We start from the raw sequence: 23,237 nt of genomic DNA, 5'->3' as shown, positions 1-23,237 counted from the left end.
ATCACTTAGTAGCGATAGTGTTCCGGCTTGAACGGACCATCAGTGTTCACACCAATGTAGTCGGCTTGTTCTTTATCCAGTTTGGACAATTTAACACCAATCCGCTCCAGATGCAGACGCGCCACTTTTTCGTCCAGATGCTTAGGAAGAATGTAAACTTCGTTGCCGTAGTTGTCGCCACGCGTCCAAAGTTCGATCTGCGCCAAAACCTGGTTGGTGAATGAAGCAGACATCACGAAAGATGGATGACCCGTCGCATTCCCAAGGTTCAACAAGCGACCTTCAGAAAGCAAAATGATCCGATTGCCTGACGGCATCTCAATCATATCAACTTGCTCTTTGATGTTGGTCCACTTGTGGTTCTTTAGGTTGGCAACCTGAATTTCATTGTCAAAGTGGCCAATGTTGCCAACGATCGCCATGTCTTTCATCGCGCGCATATGCTCGATGCGGATGACGTCTTTATTGCCAGTAGTCGTGATAAAGATGTCAGCGTGTGGCGCTTCTTCTTCGAGCAGTACAACCTCGAAACCGTCCATGGCCGCTTGCAATGCGCAAATTGGATCCACTTCGGTCACCTTCACGCGCGCACCTGCACCACGCAGGGAAGCAGCGGAACCTTTGCCTACGTCGCCATAACCACAAACGACAGCAACTTTACCGGCCATCATCGTGTCGGTAGCACGACGGATGCCATCCACGAGGGATTCTTTGCAGCCATATTTGTTGTCGAATTTCGATTTAGTCACGGAATCATTCACGTTGATCGCTGGGAACGGAAGCTGGCCTTCTTTGACAAGCTCGTACAGACGGTGCACGCCTGTGGTCGTTTCCTCGGAAACACCTTGTAGCATTTCACGTTGTTTCGTGAACCAGCCAGGGCTCGCCGCCAAACGCTTTTTGATCTGAGCAAAGAGCGCTGTTTCTTCTTCAGAGGTCGGCACTTCGATCAAACCTGTTTCACCAGCTTCGACACGTGCACCGATCAAAATGTACATGGTCGCGTCGCCACCATCGTCCAAGATCAGGTTTGCGCCACCTTCTTCGAACATAAAGATGCGATCCGCATAATCCCAATACTCTTCAAGGGTTTCGCCTTTGATTGCAAACACAGGCACGCCAGATTTAGCAATCGCCGCTGCTGCATGGTCCTGAGTCGAAAAGATGTTACACGACGCCCAACGCACTTCTGCGCCCAGCGCAGTTAGCGTTTCAATCAAAACAGCTGTTTGAATGGTCATATGCAGGGAACCGGCAATACGGGCGCCCTTAAGTGGTTTGCTTTCGCCGTATTCCTTACGCAGTGCCATCAGGCCCGGCATTTCTGTTTCAGCGATATTCAGTTCTTTCCGGCCAAAATCTGCCAGAGCGATGTCTTTAACAATGTAGTCTGTCGGCATCTCGCCGTGCTCCTTACCACAAGAATTCCCGGGTCAGATAGCACTGCTACCCGTTTCCGACAATGGTAGGCCCACATCGCAATGTTCGGCTGTGTTAGCTTTTTACGCCATCTGGCGCCAAAGGCAGGTCCCGTTTGAAGAAATCTGTACCTGTCGCAACAACACATGAAATGCCCTGAGGGTTCGTCAGGATAACGGTAAAGGTTCCGGTTTTCTCAGAAGCCCAAACCTCCACCATCGTTTGCACGTTTTTATTTCCCTGCAAACCGCCTGCCGTAAGAGCTTCGGAATACTTGGTTTGTAGTCGATCCACGACCTCTGCCCGTAAAGCGCAATTGGCGGCATGCGCGGGTGGCGCGGTAGCTGCCATGCCGAACAAGAGCCCGGCGCCCATCAATCGTTTGAACATTAGAATCTCCTTCTCAAAAAGTTCAAATCTGAGAGGGAGGCACGCGGGAGGAAGCTCGTGCCCCCCTCGCATTCAATATCGGGATCCGCTCGGACATTATCAAAGCACAAGGCTTCACAGATTAGTCGGCATTGGTGATCGCGATACCCAATCGTGCTTGGGAAATCCCTGCATTTCAAGGCCGATTGTTGTGTTTGTTACCAATTTGTGGCACAATATGTTGGAAATATCACGGATCCCCCTCTGTGATATGGGCAATTTGGCAAGGTCATGACCTCGTTTTTTTTCGAGCCGAAAACTTTGTGATTTTGGCACGATTTTCATTGTAACCGGTCACCTTCTGAACAACACTCACCGCATTTGAAACTTGAACTGGCTTCCCAATGGCGCGCGCGTGGCAAAGGATGTTGTCTGGACGTAGGCTTGACCTACTGGACCCAACTCCCGTTGATATTGAAATCGAAGATATTGCGCATGGGTTAGCCTTTGTGGCCCGCTGGAATGGGCAAACCCATGGGGACTACCCCTATTCGGTGGCCGAACATTCGCTCTTAGTCGAAGCCCTGTTTTCCCGGATGTACCCCAAAGCTCCAATTAAATGGCGTTTGGCAGCTTTGTTACACGACGCGCCTGAGTATGTGATCGGCGACATGATTTCACCCGTGAAAGCCGCTGTTGGCCCCGGCTACGAAGCTTTAGACGAACGATTAATGGCCGCCATCCACATTCGGTTTGGCTTACCAGCCGCAATTCCAAAGACCGTAAAAGCGCAAATCAAGCGTGCAGACAAAGTCAGCGCCTATATGGAAGCCGTTCAGATCGCAGGTTTTTCTGAATCAGAAGCCAGCAAGTTTTTTGGTAAACCCAAGCCAGAATTAATCGACGGACTAGAGATTTCGCTGCGCGCACCCGTCAAAGTGCGTGCCGATTTCACTAAACGTCACAACGCACTATTGGGCCATTTGTCATGATCCACGTACGCCGCACAGGTAACCTAGATGCCAGCGGGATGGCATCCCTGATAAACCAGATCATTGCGAAGGGTGGCACAACCGCCTACACAAATCCAATTAAGCCATCAGATCTACGCCTTCGAATGGCAGAACCCGACGCCATATGGCACCTCGCAGAAAATGACGCTGGCGAAATGCTTGGGTTTCAATGGATCGCTCCCCACAAAGACTTGACGAATGTCTCAGTCGACATTGCCAGCTTTGTTAAAATCGGTGCGACAGGTCTCGGGATCGGCTCTGCCTTATTTGAAGCTACAAAAAAAGCGGCCCAAAAAAATGGTTACCGCTTTATCCACGCGATTATCCGTGCTGATAACGACAGTGGGCTTGCCTACTATCAAAGCCGTGGCTTTGAAAACTTCCAAAGGATCGCAAACGCCGAACTGGATGATGGCACAATCGTAGATAAAATCTGGAAGCGTTACGACCTATGGGCCTAAACCACGCTTTTTCTTGACCCAAATACCTTCGCCGAAGGCATCGCCCAATCAGGGCAACCCTTAACGCGGGCTCCGCTTTGCTAAAATTCGCTGCAGTGTACGGCGGTGCATATTTAAACGACGCGCTGTTTCAGACACATTACGATCACACAGCTCATAAACACGTTGAATATGCTCCCAACGCACTCGATCCGCAGACATAGGGTTTTCCGGAGGCGGGGGAAGCTCGCCCTCTGACGTCAGCAAGGCATTCACAATATCCTGTGCATCAGCTGGCTTAGAAAGGTAGTCAGTCGCACCAATCTTCACTGCGGCGACAGCCGTCGCAATGGCTCCATAGCCTGTCAAAACAACCACACGGCAATCTTCGCGCTTTTCTTGCAAAACTTCGACAACATCCAACCCATTGCCATCCTCGAGGCGCAAATCAATCACTGCATAAGCAGGTGGGCGCGCTGTTGCGATGGCGCGGCCGGCGACAACAGAACCTGCTGTCTCAACCTCAAACCCGCGTTTTTCCATAGCTTTAGCGAGGCGCCGCAGAAATGGTTCGTCATCATCAACCAACAACAAAGACTTGTCAGGGCCGATGTGCTTCAGTGGGGTTTCCGCCATGTGCGTCCTTCCGAAACATGTAGGTTATATTAGGTTTATCCTGCAGCGGACCAAGCGTCAAACACGCTGACACACATTACGATTGCTTAACATAGCAGGAAACAGTTTCCGCCATCTGTTCAACTGTGGCCTCTCGCCGGAAATATTCAACAAAACCGTGCTCTGGCAAAACCAGATATGTAAATGTCGAATGGTCCACCAGATAGAACTCATCCTCGGCAGGTTGTTTTTTATAATAGGTTTTATAGGCACGCGAAGCTGCTTTCACCTGCTCTTCTGAACCAGTTAAGCCAATCATTCTAGGATGCAGGTAGTCCGTATACTCTGCCAAGACTTCAGGCGTGTCGCGCGACGGGTCAATCGTGATCATTGCTGGATTGGTCATTATGCCGCGCTCTTCCAACAACTCAACAACTTCCGCATTCCGCGCTGTGTCCATTGGGCACACGTCCGGACAGAATGTATATCCAAAGTATAGCAGTGTTGGTTCTGTGATGACTTCGGCGTCAGTCACTGTCACGCCATCTTCGCGCACCAATTCAAATGGTCCGCCAATTGCACCTGCTCCGCCCGCTACGGAACTCGCACGGCATTGGGCAAACACGTCACCTGAAGTATTCATCGTCGCGTACCAAATGCCAACCATAAGGGCTATCATCGCTGCTGTTGAAACCGCTGCAACTGTTCGGATCATCCCGAATTCCTTTACCAATAACCATTTCTCGTCGGAGAGTTACGCTGCCCCCATGAAGGGCGCAAGACAAGCAGGCATCACAATCATGCCGGCGCGCCAATCCATCGCAGGTATTTGTCAATTCCACTGAACAGGCATAACAATAGCGAAACTCATCCAAGACGGGGCAACATGTCTGATCTTTCAGCTGATCTTTTCGCAGGGCACCGGCGCAGCAATTGGATTCGCCTTCGCACGATTACAACCGTTCGTTGGATTGCCGTATTCGGACAAGTAACCGCACTTCTCGTCGCTCACCTATTCTTCGATCTTCAGCTAAATTATGGCCTTTGTTACTTAGCCGTTGGTATCTCGGTACTGGCCAACCTGATTGCTGCCTACATTTTTCCAGAGAACAAATTGCTATCCGAAGCTGAAAATGCCGGAATGTTGCTGTTTGATCTGTTACAGCTGTGTTTCTTGCTGTTCTTAACAGGGGGATTGAACAATCCGTTTTCAATCCTCGTCGTCGGGCCGGTCACCATCTCGGCCGCCACGCTAACTGTGCGCTCTACGATCACACTGGCGACAGTTGCTATCATTTTGGTCGGCCTAATGGTGCAGTTTCATTTACCTTTGCGCACAGTAGAAGGCTTTATTTTGCGCATTCCCGATATCTTTTTATACGGCAACCTAGCGGGTATCGTGATCGCAATTCTGTTTTCCTCTATTTACTCACGTCGCGTCGTTTCAGAGATGTCTTCGATGTCCGAGGCTCTTGCTGCGACCCAAATGGCACTCGCACGCGAGCAAAAGTTGACTGACCTAGGGGGCGTAGTCGCTGCGGCAGCACACGAGTTAGGAACACCACTTGCCACCATCAAACTAGCCAGCGCAGAATTAATGGAAGAACTGACCGAACAGCCAGATCTACACGAAGACGCAGCTTTGATCCGGGAACAGGCAGACAGATGCCGTGATATTCTAAGGTCGATGGGCCGCGCGGGCAAAAATGACTTACAGCTCAGACGCGCCCCACTTCTGACACTCATTGAAGAAGCAGCAGAACCACATCTAAACCGCGGAAAAAGCCTGCGTTTCAGCGAAGACATAACGCAGTCTTCCGAAGGCGGCGTTCCGATTGTTTTACGTCGGCCAGAAATTATTCACGGACTGCGAAACCTTGTTCAAAACGCGGTCGACTTCGCGCATGAAAATGTCTGGGTCGAAACCGACTGGACCCAAAATCACATCACTGTACGCATTATGGATGATGGCAAAGGGTATCCACCCCATTTGATCGGGCGCATCGGAAATCCATTCGTCCGAAATCGCAGATCAGATAAAGACCGGAAACAGCGCCCCGGTTATGAAGGTATGGGCCTAGGCCTATTTATTGCAAAGACACTGCTAGAACGCACCGGGGCACAGCTTAGTTTTGCGAATGGGTCCGACGCATTTGCCGGCAGCAACGAAAAATATGCAAAACGCGGTGCGATCGTCGAGGTGTCTTGGTTGCGCGAAAAATTGGAGGTTGGGGATGGTTTCGAACAGCCATCCGCCCAGAATCCAATCATATCGCATTGAAGACCTGAGATTCTGCCTTTTAGCGGCTAACAGATGGGCAAAATCGAGCTGTGAAAATTATCGCCGATCTAACGCTTCAGGCTTGCAGGCCGACCCATGGCTTGTATCCTCTGCACATGTCGCACGCACCTTTGAATATTACACTAAATTCGCCTGACCAAACCGCCGCTTTGGCCCAAACTCTGGCCCCAAAACTGGGTGCTGGCGATGTCATTTTATTGACCGGCGACATCGGCGCTGGAAAGACCCATTTTGCACGTTCTCTTATCCAGGCACGCCTTGGATACGCAGAAGATGTGCCATCGCCGACCTTCACACTTGTTCAGACTTACGAAACCGGCGACACCAACCTGTGGCATGCTGATCTTTACCGGCTAACAAGCCCCGATGAAGTTGTTGAACTTGGCCTGACAGAAGCCTTCGAAGACGCGATTTGCCTAGTGGAATGGCCAGATCGCCTTGCTGAACTCGCGCCGAAATCCGCGCTTTCGATGACTTTAAAAATGACAGAAACGCCGGGCGAACGGCAGTTATCTCTGTCTTGGACGGACGACAAATGGAGCGCAAGATTGAGAGACCTAAGTTTTGACTGAACGCGATAACCTGATCGAGACATTTCTAAACACAACTGAATGGCCGACCGCAAAGCGCGGCAATCTAGCGGGCGATGCTTCTAATCGGCGTTATGAGCGATTGACCATGCAGAACGGAAATACAGCCGTTCTGATGGACGCACCGCCGGACAAAGGCGAAGATATTACTCCGTTCGTCGCGATTGCAGAATTTCTGTCAGCCAAAGGTCTATCTGCACCAGCCATTATTGCGCAGGACCAAACACACGGTTTCCTTTTGCTCGAGGATTTGGGTGATGCTATTTTTGCGCGCGTGATGGAAACCCAGCCCAACCTTGAACATACCCTCTATGAGGCCGCAATTGACGTTCTGGTGGACCTTCACCGTTCAGCGCCCCCTGCTGATTTGCCACCATACGACCAAACAACAATGTCTCAGATGGCAGCCCATGCATGGCGTTGGTACCGTCGCGGGGCGGGTCTGCAATATGAACAACAAGCGATTGCCTTTGAACACGCATTTGCCGAGGTACTTAGCCAATATGCGGCCGAAACATCTGTCTTAATTCAACGCGATTACCATGCGGAAAATCTAATTTGGCTGCCTGAACGCAACGGTGTCGCACGTGTTGGCTTGCTTGACTTCCAAGATGCCATGGCAGGCCATCCTGCCTATGATCTTGTATCGCTTTTACAAGATGCGCGTCGGGACGTTCCAGAAAACATAGAACGCGACATGATCCAGCGGTACGTTACACAGACTTGCACACCACACGACGCGTTTGATGCTGCTTATCACGTGCTCGGCGCCCAAAGGAATCTGCGAATTATTGGTGTGTTTGCACGGTTATCGCTTCACTTTGGCAAACCTCACTACGTCGATTTCTTGCCGCGCGTTTGGGGTTACCTAGAGCGTGATTTGGCGCATCCCGCATTGTCCACGGTCGCCGACCGCATCTTATCAGACCTGCCAAAACCAACAGCCGACTTAATGCAAAGGCTCAAAGACCAATGCGCGACCATCCCAACGCTTTAATGTTATTCGCGGCCGGTTTCGGTACGCGCATGGGGGCGTTAACCGCGCACCAACCCAAACCTTTGATCAAGGTCGCGGGAAAAGCATTGATTGATCACACACTAGATTTGGCAAAGGCAGTTCAGCCAAACCCAATCGTTGCGAACCTGCATTACCACACCAACCAACTGCAAGATCACCTTGCACCGCTCGGCGTTCAAGCAATCGTTGAACAACCAGACATTCTAGAAACCGGCGGCGGATTGCGAAATGCTTTGCCGGCTTTGGGGGATGGCCCTGTTTACACGTCAAATACCGATGCGATTTGGAAGGGTCCGAACCCTTTCGAAATCTTGAAGGCTGCCTGGAAGCCAGAAATCATGGACGCCTTGTTGCTATGTGTACCCTGTGAAAATACGGTTGGGCACCCAGGTAAAGGCGACTTTATTCTTGGGCCAGATGGTTCACTTACACGTGGCCCTGGCGTCGTATATGGCGGCATACAAATTCTGAAAACAGACGGCCTTGCACATATCAAAGACACAGCATTTTCGCTTAACCTCCTTTGGAATGAAATCAACGCTGCGGGACGCCTATTCGGTGTCATCTACTCCGGCAAGTGGTGCGATGTAGGAACCCCCGAAGGCATCACATTGGCGGAAAATATGCTGGAGAGCAGCAGTGTTTGAACCCTCTGATCAACCACGTGTCTTTGGCGTTGATCCCGGCGCAGACTTTCCCAAAGCCCTGATGGATGGCCTTTTGGCACGCATGGTTGGTCAGCCACCCGAAGCCATGGCCAAGGTGCAAATCATCGTCAACACCCAACGTATGGCGCGGCGAATGCGTACTTTGTTCGATCAAGGTCCGCCCACTTTGTTGCCCAAGATCGACCTACTCACCCGTCTCGGCCAAGACATAGCCGTCAAAGACATCCCGCGGGCTGTGAACCCTTTGCGGCGTCGTTTCGAATTGATCCAGTTGATCGCTAGACTGTTAGAGCAACAACCTAGCTTAGCGCCTCGCGCCTCACTCTATGATCTTGCCGATAGCCTCGCTGGTCTCATGGATGAAATGAGCGGTGAAGGCGTGTCACCCGATGTGATTTCGGCCTTAGATGTATCTGATCAATCTGGCCACTGGGAGCGCGCGCAAGCGTTTTTCGGGATTGCGCGTCACTTTCTTGAAACGGTGCACCAAGCGCCAGATAGCGAAACGCGTCAGCGCCAGATCGTTGAACGTCTCGCAGAACATTGGGAGCTACACCCACCGCAGCACCCCATCATCTTAGCAGGCTCCACTGGTTCGCGCGGCACGACTATGCTGTTGATGCGCGCCATCGCCAAGCTACCGCAAGGCGCGCTGGTTCTGCCTGGTTTCGATTTTGATACGCCTGCGTCTGGCTGGGAAACACTCAGCGATGCGTTAACCGCCGAGGATCATCCGCAATTCAGGTTCCACAAGGTCGTCACTGCACTTGGCTTAACTGCCGCGGATGTCGACCGTTGGACGCAATCGCCGCCGCCCCGCCCGGCACGTAACAAACTGGTATCCTTGGCGTTGCGCCCTGCCCCGGTCACAGACCAATGGCTATCCGAAGGGCCATTGCTGACCGATATTGATGTCGCCACGCATGACGTAACTTTGGTCGAGGCATCTTCCATGCGGGAAGAAGCATTGGCCATTGCGCTACGGTTACGAGCAGCCGCAGAAGCTGGCCAGACAGCTGCCCTGATTACGCCCGACCGGATGCTGACACGCCAAGTCACAGCAGCCCTTGATCGCTGGGATATTTTGCCGGATGATTCAGCAGGTACGCCGCTTCAGCTATCGCCTCCGGGCCGGTTTCTGCGCCATGTCGGGGCGCTTTTCACGCAAAAGCTAACCTCCGAAGCGCTTTTAACGCTGCTCAAACATCCTCTCACCCATTCTGGGCAGGATCGTAACATCCACCTGCGCTTGACCCGTGATCTAGAACTACACTTGCGACGCAAAGGCATCACATTTCCCGACGCGGAACAATTGGCCGCATGGGCCATCGCACAAAAGGACGCAGACGAATGGATGCTGTGGCTGACCACCCATTTCTGCGATCAAGAAGCGCCGGGGCTTATAGCTTTATCAGATCGGTTAGCGTCTCACCTTCTGCTAGCACAGAATATAGCGCGAGGCTCATCGACAACGGACGGAACCGGCGGCTTGTGGGAGGAAAAAGCGGGCCGCGAAGCACAGAAGATCGTCAACAATCTAACCGAAAACGCAGACTACGCGGGCCCACTTTCGGCATCGGATTACACTGATGTATTTGGTGCCGTCCTAGGCCAAGGCGAAGTACGTGACCGCGACGCGCCACACCCGAACATCCTAATCTGGGGTACGCTAGAGGCGCGTGTTCAGGGTGCAGACCTAATGATCCTTGGCGGGTTGAACGAAGGCAGTTGGCCTGAAAGCCCAAGCCCAGATCCATGGCTAAACCGAAAAATGCGCCATGATGCTGGTTTACTGCTGCCCGAACGGCGCATCGGTTTGTCTGCCCATGACTTCCAACAAGCCGTTGGCGCGAAAGAGGTTTGGCTGACCCGGTCTATACGCTCGGACGAGGCTGAAACCGTGCCGTCTCGATGGATCAACCGCCTGATGAACTTGCTCGAAGGTTTGCCAGAGCAAGGCGGGAAAACCGCCCTAGCTGAAATGAAAGCGCGCGGCGTCCATTGGTTGGATATGGTTCAATCACTAGAAACCGTTGCTCCGGTTGAACCTGCAAAGCGCCCTTCCCCACGACCGCCGTTGGCGGCAAGACCTCTGCAGCTATCTGTGACCGAGATCAAGAAACTGATCCGCGATCCCTATGCCATTTACGCAAGGCATACTTTGCGCCTGCGCCCCATGGACCCGCTGATGAAGTCGCCCGACGCGCTGCTGCGTGGTATCGTTATCCACGAAGTCCTTGAGCAATTCGTCAAAGACGTCACCCAAGACCGCAACCTCTTGACCCATGAACACTTGTTGGAGATTTCTGAAACGGTATTGGCCGAAAACGTTCCATGGTCCGCTGCTAGAACACTATGGAAGGCAAGGATCAATCGCATTGCAGATCATTTTGTCAGCGGCGAAATCCGCCGCCAAAACACAGCGCGTCCCATCGGGTTTGAAAGCCGCGCAAAGGCCGACATTCCGTCACTTGGGTTTACCTTAAAAGGCACAGCGGATCGCATTGATCGAAATGCTCAGGGTGATCTGGTGATCTACGATTACAAAACCGGCACCCCTCCTTCGAAGGACGAGCAACTGTATTTCGACAAACAGCTGCTATTAGAAGCCGCGATGGCGGAGAAGAATGGATTTGAAAATATTGACGCGGCCGATGTCGCGGCAGCGATTTACATCGGCCTTGGCAATTCCCCAAAAGACGTCGAAGCGCCCTTGGTTGAAATTCCACCCGCGAAGGTTTGGGAAGAGTTCGAACAACTGATCACCCGTTATTTGGATGCGGAACAAGGTTTCACCTCACGACGGGCGCTGCGCAAGGATTCTGATCACAGTGATTACGATCAGCTTGCACGGTTTGGGGAATGGGACGTCACGGACGAACCGCTTTCAGAGGATTTAACATGAAGCGTGACGACGCCACCGAACGACAAGTCCAAGCCGCGCGACCAGACGCCTCGACCTGGCTGTCTGCCAACGCCGGGTCTGGTAAGACACGCGTTCTAACCGACCGTGTCGCGCGGTTGCTTTTGCAGGGCGTTCAGCCGCAGCACATCCTTTGCCTAACCTACACCAAGGCCGCGGCGTCAGAGATGCAGAACCGATTGTTCAAGCGGTTGGGCGCTTGGGCCATGAAAAACGACGATGGCCTACGCGGTGAGCTGATCGAGCTGGGTGTCGAAGGCATCATTGATGGCCAGCGCCTGCGAGAAGCACGCACCTTGTTCGCCCGCGCGATTGAAGCACCGGGCGGATTGAAAATCCAAACCATCCACTCTTTCTGCTCTTCTTTGTTACGGCGTTTCCCGCTCGAGGCGGGTGTTAGCCCGTTGTTCAAAGAGATGGAAGATCGCGCCGCGGCCTTGCTACGCGAAGACATCGTCGGCGACATGGCAGACGGTGATGATGCCACGCTGGTTTCTGATTTAGCACAGCACTTTACAGGCGAGAGCTTTGAAAGGCTGACGTCCGAAATCGTGCGTCATGCGCCCTCTTTCTCGCGCCCTGTTTCCCAAGAAGAGTTGTTTGCGCAGCTCAACCTTGATCCCGAGACTAGCGAAGACACGATAAAACGAGACGTCTTTTTAGGGGACGAAACGGACTTGATCGCTGCTTTGATCGAAGTCCTGAAAACAGGTGGTAAGACAGACGCAAAGGCCGCGGAAAAACTCGCGGCGCTTTCCGGGATCGGGTATGATGCCCTGCCCCAGCTCGAAAGCCTCTTCCTGACCGGTGCAACCGCCAAAGAACCCTTCACCGCCAAGATCGGTTCGTTCCCGACCAAGAAGCTGCGCACAGATCATCCTGATTTGATCGCCAAAATCGAAAAGCTAATGATGCGGGTAGAGGATGCGCGCGCCCAGCGCCTTGCCCTTGCAAATGCCCGCCGCAGTTTGGTTCTTTGGCGCTTTGCCCATTGTTTCCTTGGCCTTTACGAAAACCACAAACAACGGCTTGGGTGGTTGGACTTTGACGATCTTATTCATCGTGCCCGAAACCTTTTGTCGGATCAGGCCGTGGCGGAATGGGTGCTGTACCGTCTGGATGGCGGAATCGACCACATCCTTGTCGACGAGGCACAAGACACCAGTCCCGTGCAATGGCAGGTGATCGAACGATTGGCGCAGGAATTCACCGCCGGCTCTGGTGCACGTGACGAAACCCAACGCACGATCTTTGTAGTCGGTGATAAAAAGCAGTCGATCTATAGCTTTCAAGGTGCCGACCCCGCCGAGTTTGACCGGATGCGGCGTGAGTTCGGCGAACGCCTGCATGGCGCTGATCAGCCCCTTCAAGCGCTGGAGCTAGAGTATTCGTTCCGATCCTCTGACGCGGTTCTGCGTGTTGTCGATGCGTGTTTTAACGTGCGGCCTGATTCCGATTTTGAACAGCACATCGCGTTCAACTCGGACCTTCCCGGACGGGTCGATCTGTGGCCTGTTGTAGAGAAAAGCGAAAGCCCCGAAGAGGGTGATTGGTACGATCCTGTAGATCGTCTAAGCGAGACCCATCACACCGTTTATCTGGCCCAAAACATCGCGCGCGAGATTAAGCGGATGATCCGCGACAAGGTCACCATTCCTTCGAAAAAAGGGGATGATGGCTTGTACCGTCAGCGGCCTGTCCGGGCCGGGGACTTCTTGATATTGGTGCAACGCCGGTCGGATTTATTCCAAGAAATCATTCGCGCCTGTAAGGCTGCAAAACTGCCCATTGCCGGAGCGGACCGCCTGAAGGTCGGCGCCGAGATGGCCGTTAAAGACCTGAGCGCATTACTAAATTTCTTAGCAACGCCAGAAGACAGCCTTTCGCTTGCAACGATCCTGCGCTCCCCCTTGTTCAATTGGTCAGAACAGCAATTGTTTGACTTAGCACACCGCCGTTCAACGCCGTTATTATGGCAAGCTTTGCGGGACCGAGGCGGCGAATTCCCAGAAACCATGGCGGTTCTGTCTGACTTGATGAGCAAGACAGACTTCTTACGACCCTACGATCTGATTGAACGCGTGCTCACGCGGCATGATGGGCGGCGTAAGCTGCTGGCACGACTTGGGAACGAAGCCGAGGATGGGATCAATGCCCTGTTATCGCAAGCACTGTCCTACGAACGTAGCTCTGTTCCAAGTCTGACGGGCTTTTTGGTTTGGATGGAAACTGACGATCTGGAAATCAAACGCCAGATGGATAGCGCGAGTGACCAAATCCGGGTCATGACGGTCCACGGATCAAAGGGGCTAGAAGCACCGATCGTGATCATGCCTGATACTGGCAAGCGACTGATCCGGTCCACTGATCAAATCATCGAAAGCGGCGAACTGTCCTTGTGGAATACCGCCAGTGCAACCGCGCCAAAGACTATCGCAGACGCGCGTGAAGAATTGGTTAAGGCGCAGCGCGCTGAACGTTTGCGCCTACTGTATGTGGCCATGACACGGGCTGAAAAATGGCTGATCGTGGCGGCGGCGGGTGATCTCGATAAGGCTGGGGACAGTTGGTATCAGATTGTCGAGGCCGGTATGAAATCGGCGGGGGCTACGCCTTGTGATTTCCGGTTTGGCGAAGGGCTGCGATATTCCCACGGGGATTGGTCAGGACCGGTAGAGGAAGGTGAAGCGGCCGCGGATAAGGACATGCCAGACCTTGCGCCGTATTTCTGGAAACCTGCACCGGTGGTTGAACCCGCGCTGGAAACACTTAGCCCGTCAGACTTAGGCGGCGCAAAGGCTCTGGCAGGCGAGGCTGGATTGGACGAAGAGGCCGCAAAGAAGCGTGGGCGGCAAATCCATCTGTTGTTAGAACATCTTCCGAATTTGCCTACAGACCGCTGGCAGGAATACGCGCCGAAAATCTTAGAGAACGGTGGAGATCCGGATGACGACGGTTGGCCCAGTTTGCTGCAAGAAGCCGAAAAAGTACTGCAATCCGCTGATTTAAAATCTGTTTTCGCACCTGAAACACTGGCGGAAGTGTCATTAACGGCTGGATTGGGTGATCGTACCCTGCATGGCACCGTGGATCGGTTGATCGTGACAGACGACGAAATCATCGCAATTGATTTCAAAACAAACGCAGTCGCGCCGACACGTCCTGAACAGGTTCCAGAAGGGCTATTACGGCAAATGGGAGCCTATGCACATGCTTTGGCGCAGATTTATCCGGGACGTCGGATTAGTACTGCATTGCTTTGGACAAAGACCGCCGAGCTTATGCCACTGCCACACGAATTGGTGACGAAGGCCCTTGGAAACGTGTATCCATCTTGACGCCACTAGATAGTGTACCTAGGTTCAGAGCCGACCCAAATTCTTCCTAGGAGAGCCCAAATGGCCACCGTCGCTGTCACCGATGCCACCTTTGACGCTGAAGTCAAAAATTCTGATGTTCCTGTAGTCGTAGACTTTTGGGCAGAATGGTGTGGCCCTTGCAAACAAATCGGCCCGGCTCTTGAGGAGCTGTCTGACGAGTTTGGCGAAAAAGTAAAAGTCGTCAAAGTTGATGTAGATAGCAACCCGAACGCGGCGGCTGCGATGGGCGTGCGCGGTATTCCAGCGCTGTTCATTTTCAAAGACGGTCAGGTTGTTTCCAACCGTGCAGGCGCAGCGCCAAAGGCCGCTTTGCAAAGCTGGATCGAAGATTCTCTATAAGTTTGAATAACTTGTAGTAACGAAAGGCGTCCCTTTGGGGCGCCTTTTTTGTTGGCTGGTCTTAGTAGAAAACCGCTCTGGCCTCTTTTCATTTTTGCAGCTGTCCCGCAGTCTGTGCCCAAATGAACAAAGGAGCCAGACATGGCGAAAACACGTGTTCTTGTGGAATTTGGGATGGGCACATCTCTACGGCGTGAAGACTATACTCAAGCCGCAGGCCGGGCGTTGAAAGATGCGCTTTGGCACAATTCAATCAACATGGCAGAGCTGTTTGGCTTTCCAAAAGAAGCGATGATCATCGAGGCGAAGATCGGTGTCGCGAAGCCAGAAGCTGTTGATAAAGAAGAACTTTTAAAGATTTTCCCGTATGGCCAACCCTCTATCACGGTTGAAGAAGGCGGCTTGAACATCCAAGCGCCACATCGGGATGGGCAGACGGTGATCGCCAATGCGGCCATCGTGGTTTCCTTTGATATGGAGCGGGTGCAATGAGCAAGAAACGCATCATTCTAGAGATGGGGACCGGCAATGATTTGTACGGTCAGGATTACACCAAGGCCGCAAAGCGCGCGGTTCAGGATGCCTTGCACCATTCGTCTATTACTTTGTTTTCAAAGATAAATATGGACCATTCCGAGATGTCCGTTCAGGTCACAATCGGCGTGGCTGAGCCGGACAAAGTGGATTGCGACGCTGTTGCGGCGGACCTTCCGCGGGGCGTCGCAGAGGTGCGTGCGGTTAAGGGTGGCTTGAATGTACACGACGAAGAGGCGGGCACATTTCATGTTGTGGCGACGGCTGCGATTGAAGCTTATGTGCCGGATCAGACTGGTAAGTGGGTTCAGTCAAACGATTGATATAAAATAATAAAAGCCGCTCTGAAGGTATCAGCGCGGCTTTGAGTTGGTCCAACAAAGGGGGGAGAGTCGGACCCTATAATTCTTTGGGCTTACAGAACGTCTGCGCGGCAAAGACCGATGTCTTCGAGTTGCTCTTCAGACAAAGAAAGCAAAGTTTTGCGTGTCTGATGCTTACTGTACCACGTTGAAAACGCTGTTTTAATTTCTTTAACCAGGTTGAACTCTCGGAGAGTTTCGACTGCTCCGAAAGAAACTTGCGCGGCGATTGCTTGAGTAGCCATGTGTCATTTCCTTTGATTGTCAGCCGACCCTGTGTCGGTTGCAGGGCCTATCTAGGCTTGGGTCTAAGATTCCACAAATGTCCAAAAATCAGTCCCGACCTGCGTTTCTTGCATACCTCAAAACCTCCGGAAATCCTTACCATTCTTACCGTTAACCTTTTGAATTAGCGTGAGAATTAATTCCATCGGCCACCGAACCACCTACGATATATGGCGTGATTAATTCATCACATCCACAAAGTACGCCGGATTCATAAATAGCGAAGTGGAGTTTCGTACGTTTCGTAACGTGAAACGTACGATTCCCGGATCCTGCCGTTGAATTCGTTAATTTGGTGAACAATCCACGCAACGCCCAAGCTGATTCTCGGCAAACGCTTGCGCCTGCCCGATAGCCAGACCATATATTCATTTCTAGTTTAACGGAGGCATTCCATGGCAGACGACACTTTCCCCGGTTGGCACGGCACGACGATCATTGGCGTCAAAAAGGGCGGCGAGGTTGTGATCGCGGGTGACGGGCAAGTGAGCCTTGGTCAAACAGTGATCAAGGGATCGGCGCGTAAAGTGCGTCGCTTGAAACCAGGTGGGCACGAAGTTGTTGCCGGCTTTGCAGGATCGACCGCGGATGCATTCACATTGTTGGAGCGGCTTGAGGCCAAGCTAGAAGCCACACCGGGTCAATTGGCGCGTGCGTCTGTTGAGTTGGCAAAAGACTGGCGGACAGACAAATACCTGCAAAAGCTCGAAGCGATGCTGATTGTGTCAGATGGCTCTGATATTTTTGTCATCACAGGGGCAGGGGATGTATTGGAACCTGAACATGATGTGACGGCGATTGGCTCTGGCGGGAACTACGCCTTGGCAGCCGCGCGCGGCATGATGGACAGCGATCGTGATGCCGAAGAAGTGGCGCGTGCCGCCATGGCGATTGCCGCTGATATTTGTGTTTACACAAATGGTCGGTTGACTGTCGAAAAAATAAGGCCTGAGGCGTAAGCCTCAGACCTTTTTGGTAACATTACTTTGGTAAAGTTACTTTAGGTCGGCAACGCCCAGAGGCACGCCTGCAACTTCACACCAGATATATACTTGATCCCATTTCTTTGGATCCCAGATTTTTGGCAGAGCGTAAACTTGCTTGCCTTTCAGGCTGATCAACGCGCCAAGGTAACCGTCGCGGTCATATTCCCCGTCTTTACCGAAACCAACGCGTGGGTCTGGGCCGCCATCAAGTGAGAAATCGTCGGCCAGTTCGACAAAATACTGATCACCTTCTTTATACAAGGACACACCGCCGGTTGTGATGTGGTTGCTACGACCTTGGAATGTGCCAGATGAAGTGACGTCTTTGGTCATGGCCACCGCAGAAGTCGCGAGTGATCCTACTACCAACGCTGCCCCTGCTGTGGCTGTTGACTTAAAAAATGAACGACGATTGATCATAGTAAATCCTATTTTTTGATTGTTGTCTTCGTCGTAGTCATCTGGAGAGCCGGATCAGAAATAAAACCAGGCCTCACGATCTGCTCATCTGGTGTGAATGAATGTCATCACTTGCGTTTTCTTACAGTGTGCTTAGGTTCCGTTTACAATCATTTGGATAGAACTATGACTGACTTGACCCCACGCGAGATCGTTTCAGAACTTGATCGCTTTATCATCGGCCAAAATGACGCAAAACGTGCGGTGGCTGTGGCTTTGCGGAACCGTTGGCGGCGTAAGCAGCTTGGCGATGATCTGCGCGATGAAGTCTATCCAAAGAACATCTTGATGATTGGACCAACCGGCGTTGGTAAAACCGAAATCAGCCGTCGCTTGGCGAAACTGGCGAAGGCGCCGTTTCTAAAGGTTGAGGCAACGAAGTTTACCGAAGTTGGCTATGTGGGTCGCGATGTTGAACAGATCATTCGCGATCTGGTGGATGCTGCGATTTTGCAGACCCGCGAGCAGATGCGTGAAGACGTGAAGGTGAAGGCCCAGAAGGCGGCCGAGGAACGTGTGATCGAAGCGATTGCCGGCGAAGATGCGCGTGACGCAACGCGGGACATGTTCCGCAAAAAGCTGCATGCGGGTTTGCTGGACGATACCGTGATCGAGCTGGAAGTTGCAGATAGCAGCAACCCGATGTCGATGTTTGATATGCCGGGTCAACCGGGCAGTCAGATGGGTATGATGAATTTGGGTGACCTGTTTGGCAAAGCCATGGGTGGCCGTAAAACGAAGAAACGCCTGACCGTTGCTGAAAGCTATGACGTGCTGCTTGGTGAAGAGGCAGACAAGCTGTTGGATGACGAGGCGGTTAACAAGCTGGCACTGGAAAGCGTAGAGCAGAACGGCATCGTGTTCTTGGATGAGATCGACAAGGTTTGTGCGCGCTCTGATGCGCGTGGGGCAGATGTGTCGCGTGAAGGTGTGCAGCGGGACTTGCTGCCTTTGATCGAAGGCACAACCGTAAGCACGAAACATGGTCCGGTGAAGACGGATCATATCCTGTTCATCGCCTCGGGTGCGTTCCACATTGCAAAGCCAAGTGATCTGTTGCCGGAATTGCAGGGACGTTTGCCTATTCGGGTTGAACTGCGCGCGCTGACCGAAGAGGATTTTGTGCGAATTCTAACGGAAACCGACAATGCGTTGACGTTGCAATATACAGCATTGATGGCGACCGAAGAGGTGACTGTGACGTTCACACCGGAGGGCATTGCAGCGCTAGCGAAGATTGCGGCGGATGTGAACCAATCGGTTGAAAACATTGGCGCGCGGCGGTTGTACACGGTGCTAGAGCGCGTGTTCGAAGAGCTGTCATTCAACGCGCCGGATCAATCCGGTAGCGAGGTGACGGTGGATGCTGCGTTTGTGGATAAGAACCTTGGTGAATTGACCAAATCCACCGATGTGTCGCGGTATGTTCTGTAAGAATAACGACTGGTAAACAACGGCCCGCTGAGACATAGTTTCAGCGGGTTTTTTAGTGGGTGTTTCACGTAATGCGTTTTCGTTTATTGGCGATTGTTTTGCCCATTTTTATTGCATCCTGCGCGGATCGCGAAATCCTTGTTGTCAAACCTGATGCGGTGAACGTCGGAACGGCTCGGCAGATCTTTGTTGCGACCAATCGCGATATGCGGGCGGATGGGGCGTTTGATTTGCAGCGATCCAGCGAGGTTGCGTATCAGCGTGTGACTGTTTCTGTGCCGCCAAGTCACGAGCCGGGGTTGATAAAAACCCGGCACGAGAACCCGAACCCGGAACGCCATTTCACCATTTCAGATATAAAGGCGTTTGACGGGCAAGCGGATTACCAAGCCGCGCTACGTCGGGCCGTGCCCAAGGCGTCTTCGGACATCACGGATGTGACGTTTTTCGTGCATGGATTTAACACCAGCTATTCCGAGGCTGTGTATCGCCATGCGCAGATTTTGCATGATGCGGATGCGCCCGGAGCGCAGGTGACGTTTTCTTGGCCGAGTGCGGCAAAGGTTTTGGGATATGCCCATGACCAAGACAGCATTTTGTTTAGCCGCGATGGATTGCAAGAGGCGTTGATTGCGACGCGGAACGCCTCTGGAACACCGCCGTTTTTGGTGGCGCATTCAATGGGTGCGATGCTGGCGATGGAGACGTTGCGCCAGACTGAGTTGAAGCAACCGGGCTGGGCGCGCAGGAACCTTGCAGGTGTGGTGCTGATCGCGCCGGATATTGATCTGGATGTGTTTAAGAACCAGCTTGAGAGCATTCAGACGCTGCCGGAACCGTTCATTGTGTTTGTCTCTGAACGCGACCGCGCGCTTGAGATTTCGGGCCTGATCAACGGGCGGGAAAAACGGTTGGGGAATGACAGCGACATTAGTCAACTGGGGGATTATCCGATCCTGTTCTTTGACATAACGGACTTTGCAAATGGCGTTTATGGCGATCACTTTACCATTGCGACGTCACCCGAAATGCTTGGGTTGTTCAAAAGCGGTGGGCTGCAAAAGCTGATCCAAAACGGGGCAGGGCAATTGCGCGAGATTGCCGTTGGTGGGCGCCGGATTGGTGTGTCTGCCAAACGGGTGAACAACGCGATTAAGTGGGTGTTGTCGCCGGCATCTGAACCGGTTGGCGGTTAACGCACCCGTCGCAAATAGACGTAATACGCGCCGCTACCGCCGTGTTTTAGGTGGGCTTCTGTAACTTGCATCACGACTTGGCGCAGGGGGGCCATGGCGAGCCATGATGGCACCTGATGTTTCAACACGCCGCGACGGACGGGAATGGGGCCGTCATCCTGTTTGAGTTTGCCTTTGCCGGTGACAACAAGGACCAGTCGCTTACCCTCGCCATAGGAGCGCATAATGAAGCCCACCAGCGCTGGGTGCGCTTGGTCGAGTGTCATTCCGTGCAGATCAATTTTGCCCTGTGGGACAAGCTTGCCGCGCTTCATGCGGCCATAGGCTTTTTGATCCATCTGGACTGGCTGGGCGGCGACGCGTTCGGAAATGGACGGCATTAAGTTGTGACCGTAGCCTTTAGGTTTGGCTTTGGACCCTAGCTCGAATTCGCGCAGGCGGGCGTGATGGGTTTCAACCGGATCAGGGATTGGCAGCGTTTTGTTTTGTGGGCTGGGTTCAGGGCGCAGAGGGGCGGCGTGCATGCGCTCTGTCGTCTCTGACACTTTGCGCCAGAGATCCTGATCCTCTTTCGACAATTTGCGTTTTTTCACATCACCGCCTCAGGCAACAGCGCATAGGCCCGTTGGATTGGCAATAACACGATCATGCGGCCAGGGTCACGTAGACGGCCGGCTTTGCGACCGGCTTCGTCGCCGGTGCCCATGAAGATGTCAGCGCGCTGTGCGCCTTTGATGGCTGAGCCGGTGTCCTGGGCGACCATCAGGCGGTTCATGGGGTTATCGCCCTTTTTCTCGATCCAGACGGGGGCACCAAGAGGCGTGTAGGCCGGATCAACGGCAACGGAGCGGAGTTCTGTGATAGAGCGGTTCATCGCGCCAAGGGGGCCTTTGTGGGCGGGGACTTGGTTCACGGTGCGGAAAAACACGTAGGATGGATTGTGGCGCAGCAATTCGGCGCCATCAATTGGGTTTCGTTTAACCCAGCTTTGGATCACTTGCGCCGAAACTTGGTGAGGTGAGTAAGTGCCACGTCGCACGAGTTCGGTGCCAACAGATCGGTAAGGGTGACCGTTTTTGCCACCATAACCTACGCGGATCGCGCTGCCGTCGGGCAGGCGGATGCGACCGGAGCCTTGGATTTGCAAGAAGAACAATTCAACCGAGTCATCGACCCAAGCGATTTCCAGACCGCGGCCGACCATCGCGCCGGTGGTTTCGATCTCGCGACGAGATAGCCATTGGGTGCCACGGCGAACTTCGGGTGGTTTGGCGTATACTGGGAAGCGGTAGCGGGCGGTGGGGACGCGAGAGCCTTGAAGCTCTGGCTCAAAATAGCCGGTGAACATCATGTCTTTGCCGTCCTCAATCAGGACAGGGCGGAACAGGAGTTCGAAGAATTTCTTTGGGTTTCCGATGGTTGGCGCAGCGGCGCAGATGGCGCGCCAATCGGGGGCATCAAGATCGGGACAGGTGCTTTGGAACACACGCATCGCTGCGAGGTGGTCGTCACGTTCCCATCCCTCGAGGTCGGAAAACTCGAGGATCTTATAGGTGGGTTCGGATGCTTGCGCTGATCCAGTCATGACAAGCCCCGCCACCAATGCCGCCCGAAGCGCTGCAATCATTCTGCCGTTGCGACAAGCTGCCAGTTCGGATCGTCGGTGCCCATGCTACGCGCAAAGGTCCAAACGTCTTTCTGACGCTTCACTTTGGTATCGCTGCCTTCGACGATTTCACCGGCGTTGTCGCGAACGACATAGGTCAATTCACCGATAAACCGCACCGTGACCTCGGCTTCGCTGGTTGCATCGTTGAACGTTGCGTCTTGCAAGGTGGTTTCACGGACGCCGATGAATTCTGCTTCGATGGTGAGACCTTGCTGTTCGCGAGATTCCACAACGGAGGCAAAGGCATCGTACACATCGTCAGATAGGAACCCTTTGATCGGAGCAAGATCGCCCCTTTCAAAACCCATCAAGATCATCTCGTAGGCACCCTTGGCGCCGCCGAGGAATTCGCCGACACCAAAGCTTGGTTCAGCAGTTTTCATTTTGCTAAGTGCAGTAGCTGCATCGCTACCTTCGGGCACGTGATCAATAATATCGCGATCTGGGCCACCTTCGATCACTTCGAGAGACGGGCCATTGCGTGTCGGCGATGCAACCTCGCGAGGCTTTTCAAAGCCATCTCGTGTGCCGAGCACATTTTTCAGCCGCAGGATCAGGAAAACGGCGATGCCGGCCAGCACCAAAAGCTGAATAATTGGCGAATTCATTAGAACCTCATGTCAGGGCATGGAAACAATCATATACCGGACTTATGTATGTCACGTGCGCGGTCAAGTCCACACGCGCAGACGTGAAGGAGAAAACGATATGTGGTTGTTCTTGGCTTTTCTGGCGGTACCGCTGATTGAAATTGGCTTGTTTATTCAAGTTGGCGGTGCAATTGGCCTGTGGCCGACGTTGCTGATCGTGGTTTTAACCGCAATTTTAGGCACTTGGTTGGTGCGAAACCAAGGTGCGATGGCCATGGGTAACCTACGCCAGTCGTTTTCAGAGTTGAATGACCCCACCGAACCCTTGGCGCATGGTGCGATGATCTTGATCGCAGGCGCTTTGTTGCTGACGCCGGGTTTCTTTACGGACGCCGTTGGTTTTGCGTTTCTGATGCCGCCAGTTCGGGTTGCCGTGATCAAATATGCGCGTAGCCGGATCAAGGTGCAGAACTTTGCGATGGGTGGAAATCCGAATGATATGCGTTACCACGCCCAAACACGTGCGGATGAAGATGTGATCGACGGCGAATTTGCCGAGGTGGACATGGACAAAAAACCGACCCATGGACCCTCTGGTTGGACTAAGCATTGAGACCACTTGCCTGACCTGTTAAGGCTATCGGCA

24 protein-coding genes are annotated in these 23,237 nt (G+C 53.0%); 15 read left to right on the top strand and 9 right to left on the bottom strand.

All coding sequences use genetic code 11. The features are described from left to right. Positions 1-5: 5 nt before the first annotated feature. Both ahcY and Q4544_RS09270 read right to left on the bottom strand, forming a co-directional pair. Positions 6-1,400, bottom strand: coding sequence for an adenosylhomocysteinase (ahcY, locus tag Q4544_RS09275; protein ID WP_303505594.1), 1,395 nt, complete (start codon positions 1,398-1,400; stop codon positions 6-8). Positions 1,401-1,494: 94 nt separating this feature from the next. Next, positions 1,495-1,809: a hypothetical protein gene (locus tag Q4544_RS09270; protein ID WP_303505593.1), complete on the bottom strand. Its 315-nt coding sequence runs from the start codon at positions 1,807-1,809 to the stop codon at positions 1,495-1,497. Between the two features lie 404 nt (positions 1,810-2,213). On the opposite strand from Q4544_RS09270, the gene Q4544_RS09265 reads away from it, so the two are divergent. Both Q4544_RS09265 and Q4544_RS09260 read left to right on the top strand, forming a co-directional pair. Next, the gene (locus Q4544_RS09265) at positions 2,214-2,780 is read left to right on the top strand and encodes an HD domain-containing protein (RefSeq protein ID WP_407063037.1); all 567 of its coding nucleotides are present in this window, start codon (positions 2,214-2,216) and stop codon (positions 2,778-2,780) included. Beyond that, entirely contained in the window at positions 2,777-3,262 is a 486-nt protein-coding gene (locus Q4544_RS09260; protein WP_303505589.1) for a GNAT family N-acetyltransferase, read from the top strand. The genes Q4544_RS09265 and Q4544_RS09260 overlap by 4 nt, the downstream gene beginning before the upstream one ends. Positions 3,263-3,322: 60 nt before the next feature. Here Q4544_RS09260 and Q4544_RS09255 read toward each other — a convergent pair whose 3' ends face one another. Both Q4544_RS09255 and Q4544_RS09250 read right to left on the bottom strand, forming a co-directional pair. Continuing rightward, positions 3,323-3,877: an ActR/PrrA/RegA family redox response regulator transcription factor gene (locus Q4544_RS09255; protein WP_303505588.1), complete on the bottom strand. Its 555-nt coding sequence runs from the start codon at positions 3,875-3,877 to the stop codon at positions 3,323-3,325. Positions 3,878-3,953: 76 nt separating this feature from the next. Further along, positions 3,954-4,571: an SCO family protein gene (locus Q4544_RS09250; RefSeq protein ID WP_303505587.1), complete on the bottom strand. Its 618-nt coding sequence runs from the start codon at positions 4,569-4,571 to the stop codon at positions 3,954-3,956. Between the two features lie 171 nt (positions 4,572-4,742). Between Q4544_RS09250 and regB the strand changes: the two genes are divergently transcribed. The 9 genes from regB to Q4544_RS09205 all read left to right on the top strand — a co-directional run bounded on the left by regB (position 4,743) and on the right by Q4544_RS09205 (position 15,933). Then, on the top strand, positions 4,743-6,137 hold the full coding sequence (gene regB / locus Q4544_RS09245; RefSeq protein WP_303505586.1) for a sensor histidine kinase RegB: 1,395 nt from the start codon (positions 4,743-4,745) through the stop codon (positions 6,135-6,137). Between the two features lie 116 nt (positions 6,138-6,253). After that, a complete protein-coding gene (tsaE, locus tag Q4544_RS09240) occupies positions 6,254-6,730 on the top strand; it encodes a tRNA (adenosine(37)-N6)-threonylcarbamoyltransferase complex ATPase subunit type 1 TsaE (RefSeq protein ID WP_303505577.1) in 477 nt (158 codons plus the stop codon). Beyond that, positions 6,723-7,745: an aminoglycoside phosphotransferase family protein gene (locus tag Q4544_RS09235; protein WP_303505576.1), complete on the top strand. Its 1,023-nt coding sequence runs from the start codon at positions 6,723-6,725 to the stop codon at positions 7,743-7,745. The genes tsaE and Q4544_RS09235 overlap by 8 nt, the downstream gene beginning before the upstream one ends. Continuing rightward, on the top strand, positions 7,721-8,413 hold the full coding sequence (locus tag Q4544_RS09230) for a nucleotidyltransferase family protein (protein WP_303505575.1): 693 nt from the start codon (positions 7,721-7,723) through the stop codon (positions 8,411-8,413). The genes Q4544_RS09235 and Q4544_RS09230 overlap by 25 nt, the downstream gene beginning before the upstream one ends. Next, positions 8,406-11,339, top strand: coding sequence for a double-strand break repair protein AddB (addB, locus tag Q4544_RS09225; RefSeq protein WP_303505574.1), 2,934 nt, complete (start codon positions 8,406-8,408; stop codon positions 11,337-11,339). The genes Q4544_RS09230 and addB overlap by 8 nt, the downstream gene beginning before the upstream one ends. After that, positions 11,336-14,695 (top strand): double-strand break repair helicase AddA, encoded by a 3,360-nt coding sequence (addA, locus tag Q4544_RS09220; protein WP_303505573.1) that lies wholly within the window; start codon positions 11,336-11,338, stop codon positions 14,693-14,695. The genes addB and addA overlap by 4 nt, the downstream gene beginning before the upstream one ends. A 60-nt stretch (positions 14,696-14,755) precedes the next feature. Next, the gene (gene trxA, locus Q4544_RS09215; RefSeq protein WP_303505572.1) at positions 14,756-15,076 is read left to right on the top strand and encodes a thioredoxin; all 321 of its coding nucleotides are present in this window, start codon (positions 14,756-14,758) and stop codon (positions 15,074-15,076) included. 141 nt (positions 15,077-15,217) lie between these two features. Further along, positions 15,218-15,568, top strand: coding sequence for a Lin0512 family protein (locus Q4544_RS09210; RefSeq protein WP_303505571.1), 351 nt, complete (start codon positions 15,218-15,220; stop codon positions 15,566-15,568). After that, complete coding sequence (locus Q4544_RS09205; RefSeq protein WP_303505570.1) at positions 15,565-15,933, top strand: Lin0512 family protein; 369 nt, start codon at positions 15,565-15,567, stop codon at positions 15,931-15,933. The genes Q4544_RS09210 and Q4544_RS09205 overlap by 4 nt, the downstream gene beginning before the upstream one ends. 92 nt (positions 15,934-16,025) lie before the next feature. Here Q4544_RS09205 and Q4544_RS09200 read toward each other — a convergent pair whose 3' ends face one another. After that, positions 16,026-16,217, bottom strand: a complete 192-nt coding sequence (locus Q4544_RS09200) for a DUF1127 domain-containing protein (protein WP_303505569.1) — start codon at positions 16,215-16,217, stop codon at positions 16,026-16,028. A gap of 435 nt (positions 16,218-16,652) precedes the next feature. On the opposite strand from Q4544_RS09200, the gene hslV reads away from it, so the two are divergent. Then, positions 16,653-17,216, top strand: coding sequence for an ATP-dependent protease subunit HslV (gene hslV, locus Q4544_RS09195; protein ID WP_303505567.1), 564 nt, complete (start codon positions 16,653-16,655; stop codon positions 17,214-17,216). A 36-nt stretch (positions 17,217-17,252) separates the two neighbouring features. Here the strand turns inward: hslV and Q4544_RS09190 are convergent, their stop codons facing one another. Next, positions 17,253-17,663, bottom strand: a complete 411-nt coding sequence (locus Q4544_RS09190) for a twin-arginine translocation signal domain-containing protein (protein ID WP_303505565.1) — start codon at positions 17,661-17,663, stop codon at positions 17,253-17,255. Positions 17,664-17,828: 165 nt separating this feature from the next. On the opposite strand from Q4544_RS09190, the gene hslU reads away from it, so the two are divergent. Together hslU and Q4544_RS09180 are read left to right on the top strand one after the other, a co-directional pair. Next, positions 17,829-19,136 carry an ATP-dependent protease ATPase subunit HslU gene (hslU, locus tag Q4544_RS09185; protein ID WP_303505562.1) on the top strand — a complete coding sequence of 436 codons (1,308 nt, stop codon included), beginning with the start codon at positions 17,829-17,831 and terminating at the stop codon, positions 19,134-19,136. 71 nt (positions 19,137-19,207) lie between these two features. Continuing rightward, entirely contained in the window at positions 19,208-20,332 is a 1,125-nt protein-coding gene (locus tag Q4544_RS09180; protein ID WP_303505560.1) for an alpha/beta hydrolase, read from the top strand. Here Q4544_RS09180 and Q4544_RS09175 read toward each other — a convergent pair. The 3 genes from Q4544_RS09175 to Q4544_RS09165 are packed head-to-tail and all read right to left on the bottom strand — an operon-like array spanning position 20,329 to position 22,609. Further along, a complete protein-coding gene (locus Q4544_RS09175; RefSeq protein ID WP_303505558.1) occupies positions 20,329-20,925 on the bottom strand; it encodes a Smr/MutS family protein in 597 nt (198 codons plus the stop codon). The two genes, Q4544_RS09180 and Q4544_RS09175, sit on opposite strands and share 4 nt — an antisense overlap. Then, positions 20,922-21,959, bottom strand: a complete 1,038-nt coding sequence (locus Q4544_RS09170) for a murein transglycosylase A (protein WP_303505556.1) — start codon at positions 21,957-21,959, stop codon at positions 20,922-20,924. Before Q4544_RS09170 ends, Q4544_RS09175 begins: the two co-directional genes overlap by 4 nt. After that, positions 21,956-22,609: a Tim44/TimA family putative adaptor protein gene (locus tag Q4544_RS09165; protein WP_303505554.1), complete on the bottom strand. Its 654-nt coding sequence runs from the start codon at positions 22,607-22,609 to the stop codon at positions 21,956-21,958. Before Q4544_RS09165 ends, Q4544_RS09170 begins: the two co-directional genes overlap by 4 nt. Positions 22,610-22,709: 100 nt before the next feature. Between Q4544_RS09165 and Q4544_RS09160 the strand changes: the two genes are divergently transcribed. Beyond that, positions 22,710-23,204, top strand: a complete 495-nt coding sequence (locus tag Q4544_RS09160) for an FxsA family protein (RefSeq protein WP_303505552.1) — start codon at positions 22,710-22,712, stop codon at positions 23,202-23,204. The last annotated feature ends 33 nt before the right edge of the window (positions 23,205-23,237 follow it).

This window comes from Cognatishimia sp. 1_MG-2023, from assembly GCF_030548175.1.
GTDB lineage: Bacteria > Pseudomonadota > Alphaproteobacteria > Rhodobacterales > Rhodobacteraceae > Cognatishimia.
The sequence above is the reverse complement of the archived record's forward strand: the minus strand, read 5'-3'. Positions and strand labels throughout refer to the sequence as shown.